General features: G+C 60.5%; 8 protein-coding genes. 4 read left to right on the forward strand and 4 right to left on the reverse strand.

All coding sequences use genetic code 11. The features are described 5' to 3' along the window. The 3 genes from PLH32_03860 to PLH32_03870 are packed head-to-tail and all read left to right on the forward strand — an operon-like array spanning position 1 to position 6,045. Positions 1-2,157 (forward strand): beta-galactosidase trimerization domain-containing protein, encoded by a 2,157-nt coding sequence (locus PLH32_03860; GenBank protein HQJ63726.1) that lies wholly within the window; start codon positions 1-3, stop codon positions 2,155-2,157. Positions 2,158-2,173: 16 nt separating this feature from the next. Beyond that, complete coding sequence (locus tag PLH32_03865; GenBank protein ID HQJ63727.1) at positions 2,174-4,369, forward strand: hypothetical protein; 2,196 nt, start codon at positions 2,174-2,176, stop codon at positions 4,367-4,369. Further along, on the forward strand, positions 4,366-6,045 hold the full coding sequence (locus PLH32_03870; protein HQJ63728.1) for a gamma-glutamyltransferase: 1,680 nt from the start codon (positions 4,366-4,368) through the stop codon (positions 6,043-6,045). The genes PLH32_03865 and PLH32_03870 overlap by 4 nt, the downstream gene beginning before the upstream one ends. 9 nt (positions 6,046-6,054) lie before the next feature. Here PLH32_03870 and PLH32_03875 read toward each other — a convergent pair whose 3' ends face one another. The 4 genes from PLH32_03875 to PLH32_03890 form a co-directional block, all read right to left on the reverse strand. Next, on the reverse strand, positions 6,055-9,579 hold the full coding sequence (locus PLH32_03875) for a two-component regulator propeller domain-containing protein (protein HQJ63729.1): 3,525 nt from the start codon (positions 9,577-9,579) through the stop codon (positions 6,055-6,057). A gap of 120 nt (positions 9,580-9,699) precedes the next feature. Continuing rightward, positions 9,700-10,485 carry a PhzF family phenazine biosynthesis protein gene (locus tag PLH32_03880; protein HQJ63730.1) on the reverse strand — a complete coding sequence of 262 codons (786 nt, stop codon included), beginning with the start codon at positions 10,483-10,485 and terminating at the stop codon, positions 9,700-9,702. Between the two features lie 41 nt (positions 10,486-10,526). Then, positions 10,527-11,240: a DNA alkylation repair protein gene (locus PLH32_03885; protein ID HQJ63731.1), complete on the reverse strand. Its 714-nt coding sequence runs from the start codon at positions 11,238-11,240 to the stop codon at positions 10,527-10,529. A 15-nt stretch (positions 11,241-11,255) separates the two neighbouring features. Then, entirely contained in the window at positions 11,256-15,695 is a 4,440-nt protein-coding gene (locus PLH32_03890; GenBank protein HQJ63732.1) for a CotH kinase family protein, read from the reverse strand. 204 nt (positions 15,696-15,899) lie between these two features. Here PLH32_03890 and PLH32_03895 point away from each other — a divergent pair, with 204 nt between their 5' ends. Beyond that, a complete protein-coding gene (locus PLH32_03895) occupies positions 15,900-16,973 on the forward strand; it encodes a cellulase family glycosylhydrolase (GenBank protein HQJ63733.1) in 1,074 nt (357 codons plus the stop codon). The last annotated feature ends 28 nt before the right edge of the window (positions 16,974-17,001 follow it).

Genomic DNA, 17,001 nt, shown 5'->3' on the forward strand with positions numbered 1-17,001 from the left:
ATGAAAAAGAATCTGGCTATTCTGATCCTGATCTGCACGCTGACAGCGATGGCTGCAGCCCAAACCGCCGCGCCCTTCATCCCGCTGATGGATTGGGGTCATTGGCGTCTCGGTCAAAAAGCGGATCTCGATTTCCTCAAGAAGAACCATATGACGATCACTTTCGGCAGCGGTGCCCCAAATTTTGAGACTGTCAGCCGCGCCGAGTTCGATCAAAAGATGACCGAGGCCAAGGCGTTCAATCAAAAATACCACGACCTCGGCTACATCGTACTGCGTTACCTCTCTACCTCGCTGAACGGCACGACCGCCACGGCGGAGGACAAACCGCAGAAGGAGCAGATTCATCTGCTCAAATTCTACAACGATGCGTGGGACGACTATGCCGATTATCTGGGTCTCAAACCGCCGCAGCAGGATAATCCGATGACCTGGATCACGGTACAGCCGGATGGGGATTTCCCTTTTTACCGCTATGCCCCCTATGGCGCCAAGGTCACCCCGGGATTTGAGACCTGGGGGTGCCCGGACAATCCCTGGTATGTGCAAATGATGAAGGGACGGGTGCGCGCCCAGGCGGAGACCGGCATCGACGGCTCCTACGTCGACTGGACTCAGATCGCCGGCGGCACCTGCTACTGCGACTGGACCCACAAGGCTTTCATCACCTGGCTGAAAGCGAACCTGCCGGCCGCCGTCGCGCGGGCCAAGTACGGCACCGACGCCTATGAGCGCATCACCCTGCCGAAAAAGCGCGGCGAGCCCTTTTGGATGGAATGGCTGCGGTTCCGTGGCGAATCGGTTTCCCGCTTTCATGCGCAGTTGCTCGAAGCGGCGCGGCAGGTCAATCCCCATTTCCAGATCGCCGGCAATGTTTATGGCGGCTTCGGATATGGCCCGATCGCCTACGATGCTGCGGGCAATTTCGAAATGCTCGGCGAGACCGACACCTTCCTCTATTCCGAAATACAGGAGTATCTCGACAGTGCCCCGCGCAAAAACGAGCAGGGCGTCAAGGTCAGCAACAGCCCGGCCCTCAAATTCCTCGCCGCCGCCTCACACGGCAAACCGGTGATCATTTATGCCACCGAGATCACCCCGCCGATCTTTCCCAATCCCACCGACGAGGCCCTGAGCGCCATGGCCCAGATCAATATCGCCGAGGCCGTCGCCAATCACTGTATTTTCCGTGAAAAGCGGCTCACCCCCGAGGGGGCCACACGCACCTACGCCTTCCTTGCGGATAATGAACCGCTGCTGCTCACCTGCCAACTGCGCAGTCCTGTCGCCATCCTCGCCTCGCTCAACCAGTACCTCGCCGACGAGCTCTCCTTTGCCTTCGTCACCTCCCGCCTTCTGGCGGACCAGGGCATCGCCCATGATCTCATTGTCGAAAAGGATCTCATGGACGGAACGCTCAAGCGTTACGATCTCGTTGTCGTACCCTATCTGCCCCTGCTGAGCCTGGAAAAACAACACGCGTTGGTCGCATTCGCCAGGGCGGGCGGCAAAGTTCTCGTATTGGGCGAGAGCGGTCGCAAGGATGAATTCGGACTGGAACAAACGCAGAACCGTTTTCTCCAAGCGCTCAAACAAAAATCCTGGCCAGCGACGTACCGCGAGAAGAAGGTGGGCAAGGGCGCGCTGGCCTATCTGCCGCTGCCGATTCCGGCGGACCGCTATCTGGTGCCGGCCAAAGAGAAATCCGAATTCACCACCTTCGGCCCTTCAATGGCCGATCTTTTCGCCGATATTCCCGAGGCCTATACCCGCGGTCGTTTCAATGCGGCGCTCCTGCCGCAGTTGACCGCCGCAGCCGAGCGGGTCAGAAACCTGCTGAATAACCGGATGAGCTGCCTGACCACGCCGTCCCCCCTGGTCGAGATCACCACGATGCTGCCGGAGAAACAGAGTCACATGCTGCTCCACTTGGTCAATTACGATGTGACCGTTGATGGCCACATCACTCCGGCCACCAAGGTCGGTGTACAACTACTGCTGCCGCCGGGAAAACGGGCGGTGCGGGTGACCTGTTCCGGCGCGCTGACAGAACGCCAGCCGCTCGCATTCAAGGAAGATCCGGATAATCCGCGTCTGATCACCTTCACCGTGCCCGAAATTCAGGTATACGGTCTGGCGGTGGTGGAACTGAATTGACACCCAGGAGGATTGCATGAACTATCGGACTCTTCTTTTTTGTCTATTGACCGTCGCCCTGGCGGCCGCCCAGGGTCCTGGCCCGGTCGCGTATCAGGCGGTCACAGTGCCGCCTTCCTATGCCTATCATCTTTCCGGCCGTAGCGACCGGGTCCATGGCTATGTGGTCAAGATCGACGATCTCACCCGAATGCAGCGGCCCGGGCTGGTCTTGCTCGCCAGTGGCCTCGAAGAGGCGGAGGGCACGGTCGACGTCAACGGCAAGATTTACCCGCTCCCGGCATTGCTCGGCGCGGCACAACCGCAATCGGACAAGAGCGAGAAAAACGCCGAGGGCAAGGAGGGGTGGTACTCCTTCAGCAGCGGCGATGACATCATCGGCAAGGTGGTAATCCCCCTCGACCCCGGGCTGCTCAAGATCGGACTTAACGATGTCACCTTTTTCAAGGGTGAGGGCCGGGACGGGTATGAGGTCATCGACGCGCGCATCGAAGCGGTAGATGTGGTGGCGCCGCTGATCGCCGGACAGACCTACCACATCCTGGCGCGTGGCAAACCCTCTTCAGTCGGAGATTTCGATTATGTTTACCGCTACAATGGCGAGAAAAAACGGCTCGAGAAGGAGATCCCGGAATGGCGGCGGCGCGGCAAGGTCATTTTTTACCGGGCCGGGATTGACTGGGACCACCTCGACCGCATGTTCGAGATGTTTCGCGAGGCACGGGTCAACGATGCCGCGGTGAACATACCGGCCGACGTTACCAGCGCTGAGTATCAGCGAGTCAAGGCCTTCATCGGCCGCTGCCACGCTAACAACATCAAGGTAACGGCCTTCAACTCGCTTGGCAGCATCAGCTACCGCGATGTCCTCATGAATCCCGGGCTGGAAAAATGGATCAGCCGGGATGAGTATGGCGCGCTGCGCTGGCGCGGCGAAAAAGGTGGCAATTACGCCGCTGACCTGCAGAATGCGGATTATCGCAAGAACGCTCTGCTCAAGCATGCTGCTGTGCAGATGGATGCCGGGGCCGATGAGCTCTACTATGACTGGGCCATCGGCGGCACCGGTGATGTGCTCGAGTTCTTCGCCGAGGTGCGCCAGCTGGCGAAAGAGAAGGGCATCAATATCTCCATTTTCGGCAACTGCAAGGGCAACGTCCTCGCCGATGAGGTCTGCGACGAAACCAAGAGCGAAGGGACCACCGAAGCGGGGGTCTGGGACGGGGAGTGGGTGCATAATGCCGCCCAGGCGCGCTTTTATTATGCCTCCGGCGATGGCGTCAAGCCCTATGAGAGCAAGTATGAGGGCGCCGATCCCGGGGTGCCCAATCCCGGGGCGCGCGATGTGCGCGAGGGGATGAAGATGGGCTGGCGCAAGCCCATCGCCGAGGCCTCCGCCTTCCAGTCCCATTTTGCCATCGCCGAAGCGGGCGACAAAATGCTCAGCGGCTGGGTGAACAAGGACAATCCCCTTGCCATGGAGGTTTGGGGCCAGATCAGCCGCTACATGTCCTTTTTGGCCGATCACCAGGAGCTTTACACCACTGTCTCGTGCGTCAGCAAACTCGGGATTGTTGCCCCACCGCACATTCCCAGCTTCGAGGTCTCCCTCACCCGTGCAAGCCTCTACAACGCACTGGTCGAGATGAACATCATGTATGACGTTCTGCTGCTGCACCGCCTTACACCCGCCATGTTGACTCCCTACAAGGCGGTCATCATTCCCAATATCACCTGGATGGAGGAAAGCCAGCTGGCGGCGATCCGGAGCTACAAACAGGGCGGCGGCAGGGTCTATACCATCGGCAGCGCCCCCGAGATGCGCGAGCTGGCGGACTGCTATTCTCATCCGGATCTTTTCGGCAGGCTTGGCAAGGAGGATGCCCGTACAGAACTTGCCAAACAGCTGCAGCAGCTCGAGGGCGATCCACTCGTCACCCTGACCGATGCGCCTTACGTCGCGACCAATCTGGTGCGCAAGAACGGTACGAATCGGTTTATCCTCCATTTGGTCAACTATGACAAGCCGCTGCAGAATGTTCACGTCCGGCTCGATCTTTCGGGCTTCGCTAAAAAGATCGACCGGAAAAAGATCTATTGTGTCTCTCCGGATCGCGAGGGCGCCCTCCCTGTCCAGGCGGCTGGAAAGGGGAGTATTGTGGAGTTCACCCTCGGCACGCTGGAGGTCTATGATGTGGTGGTGATCAATTGAGGGCAGACATCGGCAAGGTTCTGGCGGGGGTGTTCTGCTGCATGCTGGCTTATTCCTGCACTCAGTCGGAGCAGGCGCTGACGCGCCGGGCTGCGGGGAGCAGGGGGGTGGTCTCCTCCGGCAATGAGCAGGCCACCCGCGCCGGTCTGCAGATACTGGAAGCGGGCGGCAATGCCGCCGATGCGGCCGTTGCCACCCTCCTGGCGCTGAGCGTCAAGACAATCGGCGCCTTTTGTATCGGCGGCGAGGTGCCGCTGATCTATTACGAAGCGGCTAGCGGCAGGGTGACGGTGCTCAACGGCCAGGGCGGCGCGCCGCTCGACTCGGCGGCCATCGCCTGGTACTACAAAAATGGCATCCCCGGCAATGATATCCGATCCGCCGCGGTGCCAGCAGTGGTCGATCTCTGCGTGACTGCGTTGAAACGCTTCGGCACACGCTCCTTTTCGCAGACCGCGGCGCCCACCCTGGCGCTACTCGATGCGGGCGGGCCGGAGTGGTATCGCGACACCTCCGATGGCGACACCATCCATACCGGCCGAGACTGGTATGCCGATCTGGCGGTGACCCTGCGCAAGCTGAACGAGGCGGAAAAGCGCAGCCGAGGCGCGCGGGAGGAAAAGCTCCAAGCGGTGGCCGACCGCTTTTACCGCGGTGACATCGCCGAGGATCTCGAAAAATGGTATATTCAGGAGGGCGGTTTTTTGCGCCGCGCCGATCTCGCGGCCCATATCACCCGCGTTGAAGCGCCGGTCACCCTGCACTATAAGGGCTACACCATCTGCAAGTGCGGGCCGTGGACCCAGGGGCCGTGGGTGCTGCAGGCGCTGCGGCTGCTGGAGGGGTACGATCTCAAGGGAATGGGGCATAATTCCCCGGATTATATCCACACGGTCGCCGAGGCAATGAAACTGGCCCTGGCCGACCGCGACGAATATTATGGGGATCCGGAATATGTCCGGGTGCCGCTCGGGGAATTGTTATCGGATAGCTATACGGCGCTGCGCCGGCCGCTGATCGATCCCGGTAAAGCCTCAGCGATCCTGCGCCCCGGAGATCCCTACGGCATGCGCGCCTTGCGTCCCGAGGGCGGCCGTGTCTTTCCGGCCATGGGCGGGACCACCATCTGCGCGGTCTCCGACCGCTGGGGCAATGTTGCGGTCTGTACGCCGAGCGGTCTGGGTAGCCGAGCTGGCACCGGAGGGGCCACCGGCATAACCCACGGTACCCGCCTGGTGATCTTCAATACCTGGCCGGATCATCCCAACCGTATCGAGCCGGGCAAACGGCCCCGAATCACCCTGACGCCCACCCTGGTGCTGCGCAACGGGCGTCCGGCGCTGGCGATCAGCGTCGCCGGCGGCGACATGCAGGACCAGGCGGCGCTGCAGATCCTGCTCAACGTCATCGAGTTCGGCATGCATGCCGAAGCGGCCTGGTCGGCGCGGCGCTTCTCCACTAACCATTTCATCGGCTCCTTTGGCCAGGACCCGCCGCGGTTGGCGGATTTGCATCTGCCGGATACCTTGCCGCTGGAGGTGATTGATGATCTCGAACAGCGCGGCCATCGCGTGACGACCACCCGCGAAAATCCCGGCGGCGTCGCTCTGCTGCTGTGGGAGCCGGATGCCGGCCAGGTCGATGCCGTGGGCGGGCGCAGCGGCGCGGTCCGATGAGGCTCCGGCTCAGGCGCGGTGCTCACTCCGCCTCTTCAGCACGACCAGCGTAATGTCGTCGTGCAGCTCCCGGCCGTTGCGCCAGCTTAGCGCCGTGGCCTGCAGGTTGCGGATGATGGCGGCGGGCGCGAGATTCCCCACCTGTTCGAAAGCATTTTTGACGCGCGGGTAATCAACGATCTCATTGTGATCGTCAAAGATCTCCGCGAGGCCATCGCTGAGCAGCAGCAGGCTATCCCCTGGTTCAAGGGTTTTTTCAACCTGCTGGTAGGGGTAATCGGCAAAGGCGCCCAGCGGCATGCCTTTGAGGGTGATCTCCTCGACCGCTCCGGCAGCATGATGATAGAGATAGGCGGGGGGCATACCGGCCGATGAGAGACTGATATGCGATCCCTTGATCTTGGCGAGGATCAGGGCCATATAGAGGTTGCCGAGATGCATCTGGCGGATGGTCCGGGTGCAGATTTCGAAAAAATCGCCGATCTGGCCGTTGGCCCCATAGGCGGTGAAGAGCCCCTTGAGCACCGAGACCATCGTCCCGGCTTTCAGCCCGTGTCCGGTGGCGTCGCCGATGGCGACGGTTAGGACGCCGTCGGGTGTCAGCCGGAAATCGTAATAATCGCCACCGACCTCGGTGGCGGTCTCCATATGGACAGCGATCTCCAGGCCGGGTACCTCCGGCACCTGCTTCGGAAGCATGGAAAGCTGCAGGCGCCGCGCCTCCTCGAGTTCGTGGTGCTGGCGCTCGCTCTCAGCCTGCACCGCCCGGGCCTGGGCTTCGGCGGCCTGAGCGCGCAGTTCCGCATGGAGGACCTGCGCCTTTTCCTGCTCCCGCTTGACCACACGGGCGTGCTGGAAGCGGTTGAGAGAAAGGGCCGCGCCAGCGAGGAGGGTGGTAAACACCACATAGGCGAGTGGCGTCTTCCACCAGGGTGGATGGATGATTACAGCGATGCTGGCGCCCTCCTTGTTCCAAACCCCGTCGCTATTGCGGGCGATGACACGAAACCGGTAGCGTCCAGGACTCAGGTTGGTGTAGGTTGCCGAGCGCTGGCTCCCGGCGTTGCGCCAGCGTTCATCATAATTTTCCAGGATATAGGCATAGCCGTTTTCCTGCGGCTGACTGTAGTGCAGGGCGACGAACTCGAAGGTCAGGTCATTCTTTTTGTGCGAGAGATCGATCTGCTGCAGTGCCGAGATATGCCGGGGGAGCAGCGAGTTGGGCGCGATGGGCACGGGTGAACCGAAGATTTGCAGACCGGTGAGAACGACCTGGGGCGGATAGGGATTGTTGCGCACCTGATCGGGAAAGAAAGCATTGAAGCCGTTGATGCCGCCAAAAAAGAGCTCACCGTTCTGCCCCCGGAAACCGGCCTGACCGTTGAACTCCTTGCTCTGCAGGCCGTGATAGACATCATAATTGTGAAAGGTTTGGGTCTTTGGGTTATAGTTTGAGAGACCCCGGTTGCTGCTGCACCAGATCGTCCCCGCCGCATCACAAAGCACCGCATAGATCGCATTGTCCGCCAGCTCACTGTTTTGGGTGGTGAAATGGACAAAACGCTCTCGGACCGGATCGAACTGGTCCAGTCCGCCGCCAAAGCTGCCGATCCAGACCATCCCTGCCGGGTCAATCGCAATCGACTGAATATAGTTGCTGCATAGTGAGGTGGAATCCAGGGGATTGTTGCGATAGATTTGGCGTTCGCCTGTGCCGGGATCCCAATGCTCGAGTCCGCCGCCGAAGGTGCCAAGCCAGAGGCGGCCGTCCGCATCCTCGGCCATGGTGCGCACCGAGCCGCTGCCATTATCATTCGAACGCCCTTTGACCCGTATGAAGGCGTTGCGTTCGCGGTCATATCGGTTGAGGCCACCCGTTTCGGTTCCGATCCAGAGCCGGTGCCGCGAGTCCTCGAAAATGGCGCGAACCAGATCATCGCTGAGGGTTGTGCTGTCCCCAGCCTGGGAACGAAAACATTCAAAATGGCGGCGTGACCGGTCCAGCCGGCTCAGCCCACCGCCGTATGTGCCCACCCAGAGGGCCCCTTGGTGGTCTTCACAGAGCGCCCAAACGTTATCGTTGCCGAGACGGGAGGAATCTGAGGCGCCGAACCTGTAATGCCGTACCTGCTGCCGGTTGCGGGAATAGCGGTGCAGACCGGCGCGGGAACAACCCACCCAGAGGAAGCCCTCATGGTCCTGACAGATCGCCCGTACCAGCGGGAAACCCAGGCTGTTGTCATCGCCGGATTTCGCTGTGAAGTGATTGAATTTTCGGGCGTAAAATTCGAGCTTGTTGAGTCCGCCGGTGTTGCTGCCAAGCCAGAGCACCCCGGTAGTATCCTCGTAAGCTGACAGGATATCATTATTGCTCAGGCTGCCGGGATCGGCGTCGTCGTGCTGATAGTGGGTAAAGTGCCTGGTGGCGGCATCAAAGGCCCACAGGCCATCGGTGGCCTCATTCACCAGGAGCATCAAGCCGGAGCCGGTTTCATGGAGGGCGCGAATAAAATTCCGGGGGGAGGCGGGCTGCGCCGGATCGATGAGGAACTGCTGCCAGCGGCCGCTCTGCCGATCCATGCGGATGAGCCCGCGGTCGCTCAGTAGCCAGAAGGAACCCCTGGAATCTTCGGAGGTACCATAGATGGCGTCAGTCGGCAGGCTGCGGGGATCCCCAGGACGATGTCTGAAGGGCGTAATCTGCCCCGAGCGGGTATCCAGCCGGAAAAGGCCGCGGCTTGCTGCGGAATTGTTGTGCAGGCCGGTGGAAATCCACAAAATTCCCGGCTCGCTGCGGGTCCCGCCGAGGTTACTGACAGCCCGCCAGGGCGCCGGGCCGGCTGCCGACGTAAAGCGCTCTATGGCACCCGTCCGGGGGGTATAATAGTTGAGTCCGGCCGCGGTGCCGATCCAGAGACGGTCGTCCTGCGGCGAAAAGTACAGGCTGAGGATCCTGTTGTCATCCAGCCCCGTGGATTTGCGGGGATCATGTCGGTAGCGAACGAAACAGCCGCGAGCGGTATCGAAACGGTCCAAGCCGCCGGCGGCGGTCAAGGCCCATAAGGTGCGGTGCTGGTCGATAAAGACCGCGCCCACCGTATCGTTGCCGAGGCTGGACGAGTCGGCGGTATGGCTGCGGAAATGGCTGAATCGCTCCGTCCGCCAGTCATAGCGGTTCAATCCGCCGCCGGCGGTTCCGATCCAGATGTAGCCGGAATCATCCTCACAGATCGAAGTGATGTTATTGGCGGAAATGGAGGTGGAGTCGAAGGCGAGGTTGTAGAAGGTCGTAAAGTGGTAGCCGTCGAACCGGTTCAACCCCGATTCGGTGCCGAACCACATGAATCCGCGCCGGTCCTTGTGGATGGCGAAGACGATGCTCTGTGAGAGCCCTTCATCGAGGGAGTAGTGCGAAAAGCTCAACTTTGGTCCGGGTTCGACGGCCGAGAGAGGCGCAGCAGTGCACAGGATGCTAATAAGCGCGAAGCCACCCGCCAGAACCAGTCTTCTAACCAACCTGGATTCAGCCGTCATGGTCGTTCTCTGTAAAAAACGCACGAACAGATGCTGTCATACCCTGAATGCACCTTGTGTATACGTCATCAGGACGTGAATAGTAACAAAACCGGCAGCCGGCCCGCCCAGTCCTGCGGTTCAAATCGTGATAAAACCTTCCAGGAAAAGCGCCGCTCTTCCGGAAATCCGGACGCGATCGCCTGCATCCCGGCACCAAAGTTCACCGCCTCGTTTGGAGATCTGCAGGGCGTGCAGTTCTTTTTTACCGAGGATTTCCGCCCAGTAGGGCGTCAGGACGCAGTGGGCGGAGCCGGTTACCGGGTCCTCCGGCACGCCCAGCGCCGGGGCGAAAAAGCGCGAGACGAAATCGCTGCGGCTGCCGCGGGCGGTGATGATGATGCCGTGAGGCTCCGCCTCCGCCAGCGCCGTAAAATCGGGACGGGCTGTGAGAACACATTGTTCGTCGCGCACCAGAACCAGCAGATCCTCCGCCGAGGAGAAGACCTGGAGCGGCTCGACGCCTAAAAGGGTGTCGAGCCCGGCGGGTGTGGCCTGGGCCCTAGGGGGGCGCGCCGGAAAGTCCATTTCCAGCAGATCGTTCCGCCGGGAGATGAGCAGGGATCCACTTTTCCGGGTTTTGAAGCGGATCGTCTCCTCCGGCCAGCCACGCAGGACGAGCTGGACGTAAGCGCTCGCCAGGGTCGCATGGCCGCAGAGGGCCACTTCGGTCACGGGTGTGAACCAGCGGATCTCGCACCCTTCGCCATCCGGCACGAGAAAAGCGGTTTCGGAGAGGTTGTTCTCCGCGGCGATCGCTTGCAATAAAGCATCCTCGAGCCATTCGTTGAGGAGGCAGACGGCCGCAGGATTGCCGGAAAAAACGGCCGAGGAAAAGGCGTCGACCTGATACAGCGGAATTTTCATGTCGGATGAACCTCGTTAACGTGCTTTGCTTTATTTAGAGCCTAAAGCGACCGGGCCATGGCCTTTCGCCGCAGCTCCTGTGGCATTTTTTCGATGGCATAGCGCAGAGCGGTTCGCGGCATGACCGCCCGGCGATCAAGGACGAATTGAAAAACCTCCGGTTGATGAGCCTGGCTGGCGGCCTTGAGCATCCAGCCGTAACCCTTCTGCACCAGATCCTCCTTGTCGAGCAGCAGCAGGTCGGCGATCGTAAAAATATCTGCGAGAAATTTTCCCCGCCGCGCGGGAATGATCAGCGACACCGCTGCAGCGCGGCGCATCCACAGGTTGGCAGAGCCCGCCCAGTGTTTCAGCTGCCCCAGATATTCTGGAAAGCGTTCGATGAAGGTGCCGATGGTATGATTGCACAGGGTATCGCACGAGGCCCAATTATTAACATAGCGCTCCACCCAGCGCGTAAATAGGGCAAAATCCTCGGGCTCATAGGTTTTATGCAAGGCATAAGACCAGTTGCAGGCGATGAAGGTCTCTTCGAGGTGACCTTCCTGCCAGAGTGCCTCGCAGAGCGGCCAGATCTCGCTCTTGCTCAGATGCCGGATTTCCTGATAGTGTTCTTTGGCGATCCGTTCCACCAGGGCGGATTTGACACCATGGAGCCGCACGGCCTCCCTGAAAAACCGTTCACCGCTGCGCCGGGTCTCCTCGTTGGCAGCCTGTTCCAGCTCGGCGCGGATGCGCCGGATGATATCCTGCACGACGATTTTCTCCTGTTATTTCATCAGCACCAACTTGCGCGTCAACGTTTGCCGAAAGCCGGCACTGCCGCTGAATTCGAGCCGGTAGAAGTAGAGCCCGCTGGCCAGACCGGCGGCATCAAAAACCGTCCTGTACTCTCCGGCTTGCGGAATCATCTCGCGAACCACCTCGCGTACCCGCTGGCCGCGGAGATTGTAGACAGCCAGATCAACCCGGCCGGGCTGTGGAATCGTGTAAACGATCTGCGTCACCGCATTGAAGGGGTTGGGATAATTCTGACTGAGCGCCAGCTGCAGCGGCGTCGCCATCTCCGGAGTGGTGCCCAACCCCGTTGTGCGGTTCGCCCGCCCCGGCGAACCGCCGTAGGAAGCCGAGCGGGCCCAGTTTGCAGCCCAACTGTGATTCCCAGCCGGATCGATCAGCTCGAGACTGTAGCCATCCCCATCGGTCTGCCCCGGCCAGGGAGCGGTGCTGGCATAGGCGACGCTGTCAACGCGTCCGCCCCAGGCGGTGTACAAGCGCACCTGGTCGTTACTGCCCAATCCAAATCCGACGTTGCCGCAGTAATGCTGCACCCCGGGATGATATTTTTTAAACGCGGTGGTATCCGCGCACAGCAGCCAGTAGCCCAGCGCCGGAATGACGCTGCCATCCGGTATACGAAATCGGTGCGACAAATTGTCATCACTCAGGCGCCATCCCGAGATATCCTGCGGCAGGGGCTGGGGATTGTACAACTCGATCCAGTCTCCGGAGTTTCTATCGGCCGGCGCCTTGTGCATGATTTCGTTGATGACCACCGGACCTGTGGTCAACACGGTCGAATCCGCCCGCCCCATGGCGCTGCCGCCGGTGCCCATGCCGCTCCCGGGCGAGCCGGGCAGCAGGTAATAGAAAGAATCGAACTGCGGGATGCCGGTGATGCACCCCGCCGAGGCATCATATTCAGCGTCGTTGGTCATCGAATACGAGATCTCCAGCGCCCCGGCCAGCGGGGCCTTGGTGCTGAGGAGGTAATTCCAGATGTTATCCCGATTGTCATATAGCACGGAGTTGGTGACCTGCATGAAATCCTTGTAGGTCCAGGTGTAGCTGTCGCCGATGCGTAAGCCGACGTTATTGCCGACGGCGGCGCAGTGATCGACGAATACGAACGGCCCCTTGCTGATGCCGGAGTCGGTCCAGCCGGCCTCGAAACCCTGATCGTTGTGCAGGGCGACCGTGTTGAAAATCCGCACGGTGTCGCCGCCGGATGCGGCAACGCCCTCATGGATGAAATCCTCGAGCCAGCAATTGGTGATGCGCAGGCGTGCGCCGTGGTGATCGATGGCGTCATCCTTGCCGGTGACGAACCAGCAGCGGTCGATCACCGAATATTGGGGATAGTCGGGGTGGAGATAATCGATGTGAAAACCGTCGGTATCGATGTCCTCAGTGAAGATATGGTCGTCATTCGGCAGATTGAGGAGATGACTGTCCTTATAAAAGAGCAGGGTGTGATGGAACTCGCCGCCGAGCCAGACAAAGGCGGAGACCGATCGGGTGACGGTCACCTTGCTCTCCTGCGCGCCGAACACCTTGCCTGGAGAGTAGAGGAAGAAACAGTTGTCGAAGGTGAACTCGGTGTTATCCTTGCCGAAAAAGAGATGCTGATGACCGGTATGCCAGCCGTCGTTGGTCGGGTACCCTTTGGAGGCATCGCCGCCGCCATTTAGGACAAAGCACCAGGCGAATCGGGCTTTGCCCTTGGTGAACTCCATGCCGCCCCAGGGTTCGTCCCATTTCTCGGAGGTGATGACCACGGGGTCCTCCATGGTTCCCTCTACAGTCACCTCGCCCTGTACATAGATATTCCGGTATTTTTGCAGCAGGACCCAGGTGCCCGGCTTGATTACCAGGCGGCAGCCGGCAGGGACGGTCAGATCGCCGGTGATGAGGCGGTCGGCGCTGTTATCCCAGAGGATTTCGCCAGGGGGCAGCGTGCCGGAAAGGCGCTGGACCGGGTTGGCCGAAATCTGCATCGGCTTCTGAGCTTCCGGGAGGTGATCGTTTCCCGCGGTGAGGATGAAACCGCTGCTGCCGCCGATGCGCACCCGCGCCGTTCCGGCGCCGCGCTTGATCTGGATCGTCGTGTCGCTGCGGATGCCGCTGAATCCGAGCCGGATCGGAGTCTGTTCGACGGGATCGATCCCCCACTTCTCATCGCGGATGCGCACGACGACCGGGAGGATCTGTCCGGAGGGGATGCGGGCCGGAGCGATCAGCTCGGCGTTGACCGCACCGAGCGGGACAAAGCGCGCCGCCACAGCCCGGTCGCCGTTCAGGGTCAGGGTGATGCTCTCCTGCTGCGGCAGGGCAGGATCCGACCAGCCGGCGAAGCGGAAACCCGGTGCCGCGAGGGCGGTCACGGTAACCGGGAGGTTGATGAAATAGTTGCCTGACCATGGGAAGTGGTTTATCGTGACCGAATTGACGCGGATGCGGCCGCGACCGGCCTCGACGGCAACGGTCAGAGCGGCGGGCCCGGCCAGTTTGAAATAGGCCTGCATCTGCTGGCGAACGATGGCGGGGCGCCGGTTCGCGAAATCCTTCATCGCAGCGACATTCGCCTCCCATTTAGCCACGGTGTTGTTCCATTTGGCGACCTCCGCCGGAATCTCGGGGGCGATCTCCGCAGCCATGGAGTCAATGATTCCATTTACAGTCTCGGGGACAAACACGGTGTTGAGGAGGTCGCAGAGACGGGTGATGTAGCGTATCTTGAGGGCCTGATTTTGCAGGAGCTTTTTGGTGATCAGGTTATCGAACTGAATGCCCAGGGGCCCATAGGGACTGGTGAAACCGTTCCAGTTAAGCTCGGTCCAAGCGCGGTCGGCATCCCAGATGGTCCATTGCCAGACCGCACCCGGCGTTTTATTGCGGAACATAAAGACACCGTAGCCCCAGCTTTTATATTCAGCCCCGTGGACGAGGCCTTGCAGGGTGAAAAAATTATCCAGGTCCAGGAGGCTGGCGGCCTCGGCCACCCTGGCGTCGCTCTCGAAGGTATTCTTTTCGAAAAAAGCGACCAGCTTGCGCCATTCCTCCCGCGAACCGTAGACCAATTCGGTGGAGTCCCAGCGGGTGCGCATCAGATCGACGTCGTTCCAGCCCAGATGATCCATCACAAAGGTCTCGTCGATGCTCTGCTTTAGATCATAGATCCCATGAAATCCGGTGTTGAGGTAGAGGACGGCAAAGCGGTCCAGCGGGGTGAGGCAGCCAGTACGGCGCCACAGTTCGGTCACCAGGGGATCGCGCAGCAGGGTGCCGCCGGCGTTATCCCCCTCGGTGGTGGGTTCGAGGCTGTCGTCATAACCGGAACGGAGCACAAGGCGGGTGAATGCCTGCACAGAGTCGCGTGGGAAAAGGGGATAAGCCAGGGCGGCCCTGCCGTAGCCCGGACGGAAATACGCTCTGAAGGACTTTTTCCGGTAATCCTTCGGACCGGTATTGCCCTGAATGCGGATGCCACACTCTTGATGTACCTGCAGAGCTTCTCCCTGGAAGAACTCCAGCTCGGCGAAGCGTTCCCACGCGCGGCCGTCAAAGTCGTTGACGTAGATGCCCGTGGCGGGATCGTAGAGGTTGGCGGGATCGGTCATCAGGGCGAGCACCGGCAGCGCGTGCTCCCTGCCGATAAAAAAGGTGCGGCTGGCGATCGTGCTGGGCAGTTGGCCGGGATTGACGGTCCGCGCCCGCAGGATCGCGGTCTGGGTAACGGTGAAGGGTTGGGCATAGAGGGCTGAGCGCTCCGAGGGCTCGCTGCCGTCCAGGGTGTAGTGGATGCGGTCGCCGGCTCGGGCCGGATTCAGGGTGATGCTCAGACTGCCCGGGTAAAAGCCGGCTTCCGGCGCGGCGGCCGGCGGCAGCGCATAGAGCGCATAACCGGTCCGATTGGCGGTCCCAGGCGTATAATTCGGCGTGTAGACCCAGGCGGCGCTCCCATCGGGAGAACGGCTGAATGAGATGTCGCGGAACTGGACGGGATAGGAGACGCTGTCGGCGAGTTTCACGCCGTCAGGTTTCAGCAGGATGATCTGTTCCCCCTCCTTGTCCAGTTTAAAACCCAGGTGATCGGCGCCGAGTTCCGGCCTGCCGTCGGCATAAAAGAGCCGGAAACCGCCGGCGGGAAGCACCGTCCGGGCGGGCTGGCCGGTGGGGATCCGCCACGGTGCGGCCGACTGCAGTCGATCACTGAGGTAATAGCCGGCGAGATCGACGGGCGTGCTGTCGGGATTATAGATCTCGATCCAGTCCTCATAGGCGCCGTCGGCATTGCTCCAGGCCAGCACATTGGTGGCCATGAATTCGTTGATGCAGAGGCCGGCGGCGTCGCTCGCGGCCGCACAGCATAGGATCAGTAAAAGGGCCGTCCGCCCCAGCACACCCCTGTAGTCGATGAGAATACCCATGATACTCCTTCCAGTCCATAACCAGCAGCCGCTTGCTCGACGCCGAGTTTATCTGTTTTGCTGTCCATGCGGGCTTCACTTGAAATATAGCGGTCTTGCGCCAAGCGGTCAAGTCATTTTACCGGAACAGGGCCGAAATGGCTTGTTTTCTATTCCCCGATTGGCTATTTTTTATAAACGAACCCCTACCATGGAGCCAAGCCGATGAGAAGCCTAAAACATTTTATCCTGATCCTCGTCACCCTTTTATTTGCTGTTTTGCTGCAGGCCCAGGAGCGCCGTCCCTGGTACCAGGATGCTCCATTCCAGCCGCCCAAGATCAATCCCAAGCTGAAGGTGCTGCCGCGCATCCAGGTACGGGGCAATCATTTCGTTGACCCCCAGGGCCAAACGGTCCTGTTCCGCGGCATGGCCATTTCCGATCCGGACAAGATCGAGCGTCAGGGCCGCTGGAACAAGGCCCATTTTGAGAAGGTGAAGGAAATGGGGCCCAACGTTGTCCGCATCCCGGTCCACCCGGTCGCCTGGCGCGAACGCACACCGGAAAAGTATCTCCAACTGCTCGATCAGGCAGTGGAGTGGTGCACCGATCTGGGGATGTATGTGATGATCGACTGGCACTCCATCGGCAATCTACAGACCGAGGTCTTTCAGGACCCGATGTACATCACCACCAAGGCGGAGACCTATGAATTCTGGCGCACGATCTCCCGCCACTTCGCCGGCAACAATACCGTGGCCTTTTACGAACTTTTCAATGAGCCCACCACTTATCGCGGGCAATTGGGCCCCTGCTCATGGGCCGACTGGAGAAAACTGGTCGAGACGATGATCACCATCATCCGTGCCCACGACCGCGAGGGGATCCCCCTGGTCAGCGGCTTTGACTGGGCGTATGACTTGACCCCACTGCGCGAGGAACCGATTGCGGCGGAGAATATCGGCTATACCACCCATCCCTATCCCTTCAAAAGATCCGAGCCGTGGACACCGAAGTGGGAAGAGGATTTCGGTTTCGCCGCCGGCCAGTATCCGGTGGTTGCTACCGAATTTGGCTATTTTGAAAATCCCCGCATGCCGGGCGATAATCCCTCCCACTACGGCAACGAGATTCTCGGCTATCTGGAGGGCAAGGGGATGAGCTGGGTGGTCTGGGTTTTCGATCCCGAATGGGGCCCTTCCCTGCTCAAGAGCTGGAATTACGATCTCACCAATGGCGGTGAGTTTTTTAAGAAGGCCTTGCAGGGCAACCTCGAGGTGCAGAAGCGGAAGCCGTAAAGGGAGAGGGGCCCTGGCGGATGTTGGA

This window comes from bacterium (assembly GCA_035419245.1).
In the GTDB taxonomy this organism is placed as follows: domain Bacteria; phylum Zhuqueibacterota; class Zhuqueibacteria; order Residuimicrobiales; family Residuimicrobiaceae; genus JAKPUX01.

Excerpts from the sequence above, each read along its gene's own strand:
- PLH32_03880 (HQJ63730.1), bottom strand. The coding sequence starts at position 10,485 with ATGAAAATTCCGCTGTATCAGGTCGACGCCTTTTCCTCGGCCGTTTTT.
- PLH32_03865 (HQJ63727.1), top strand. The coding sequence starts at position 2,174 with ATGAACTATCGGACTCTTCTTTTTTGTCTATTGACCGTCGCCCTGGCG.
- PLH32_03890 (HQJ63732.1), bottom strand. The coding sequence starts at position 15,695 with ATGGGTATTCTCATCGACTACAGGGGTGTGCTGGGGCGGACGGCCCTT.
- PLH32_03875 (HQJ63729.1), bottom strand. The coding sequence starts at position 9,579 with ATGACGGCTGAATCCAGGTTGGTTAGAAGACTGGTTCTGGCGGGTGGC.
- PLH32_03895 (HQJ63733.1), top strand. The coding sequence starts at position 15,900 with ATGAGAAGCCTAAAACATTTTATCCTGATCCTCGTCACCCTTTTATTT.
- PLH32_03860 (HQJ63726.1), top strand. The coding sequence starts at position 1 with ATGAAAAAGAATCTGGCTATTCTGATCCTGATCTGCACGCTGACAGCG.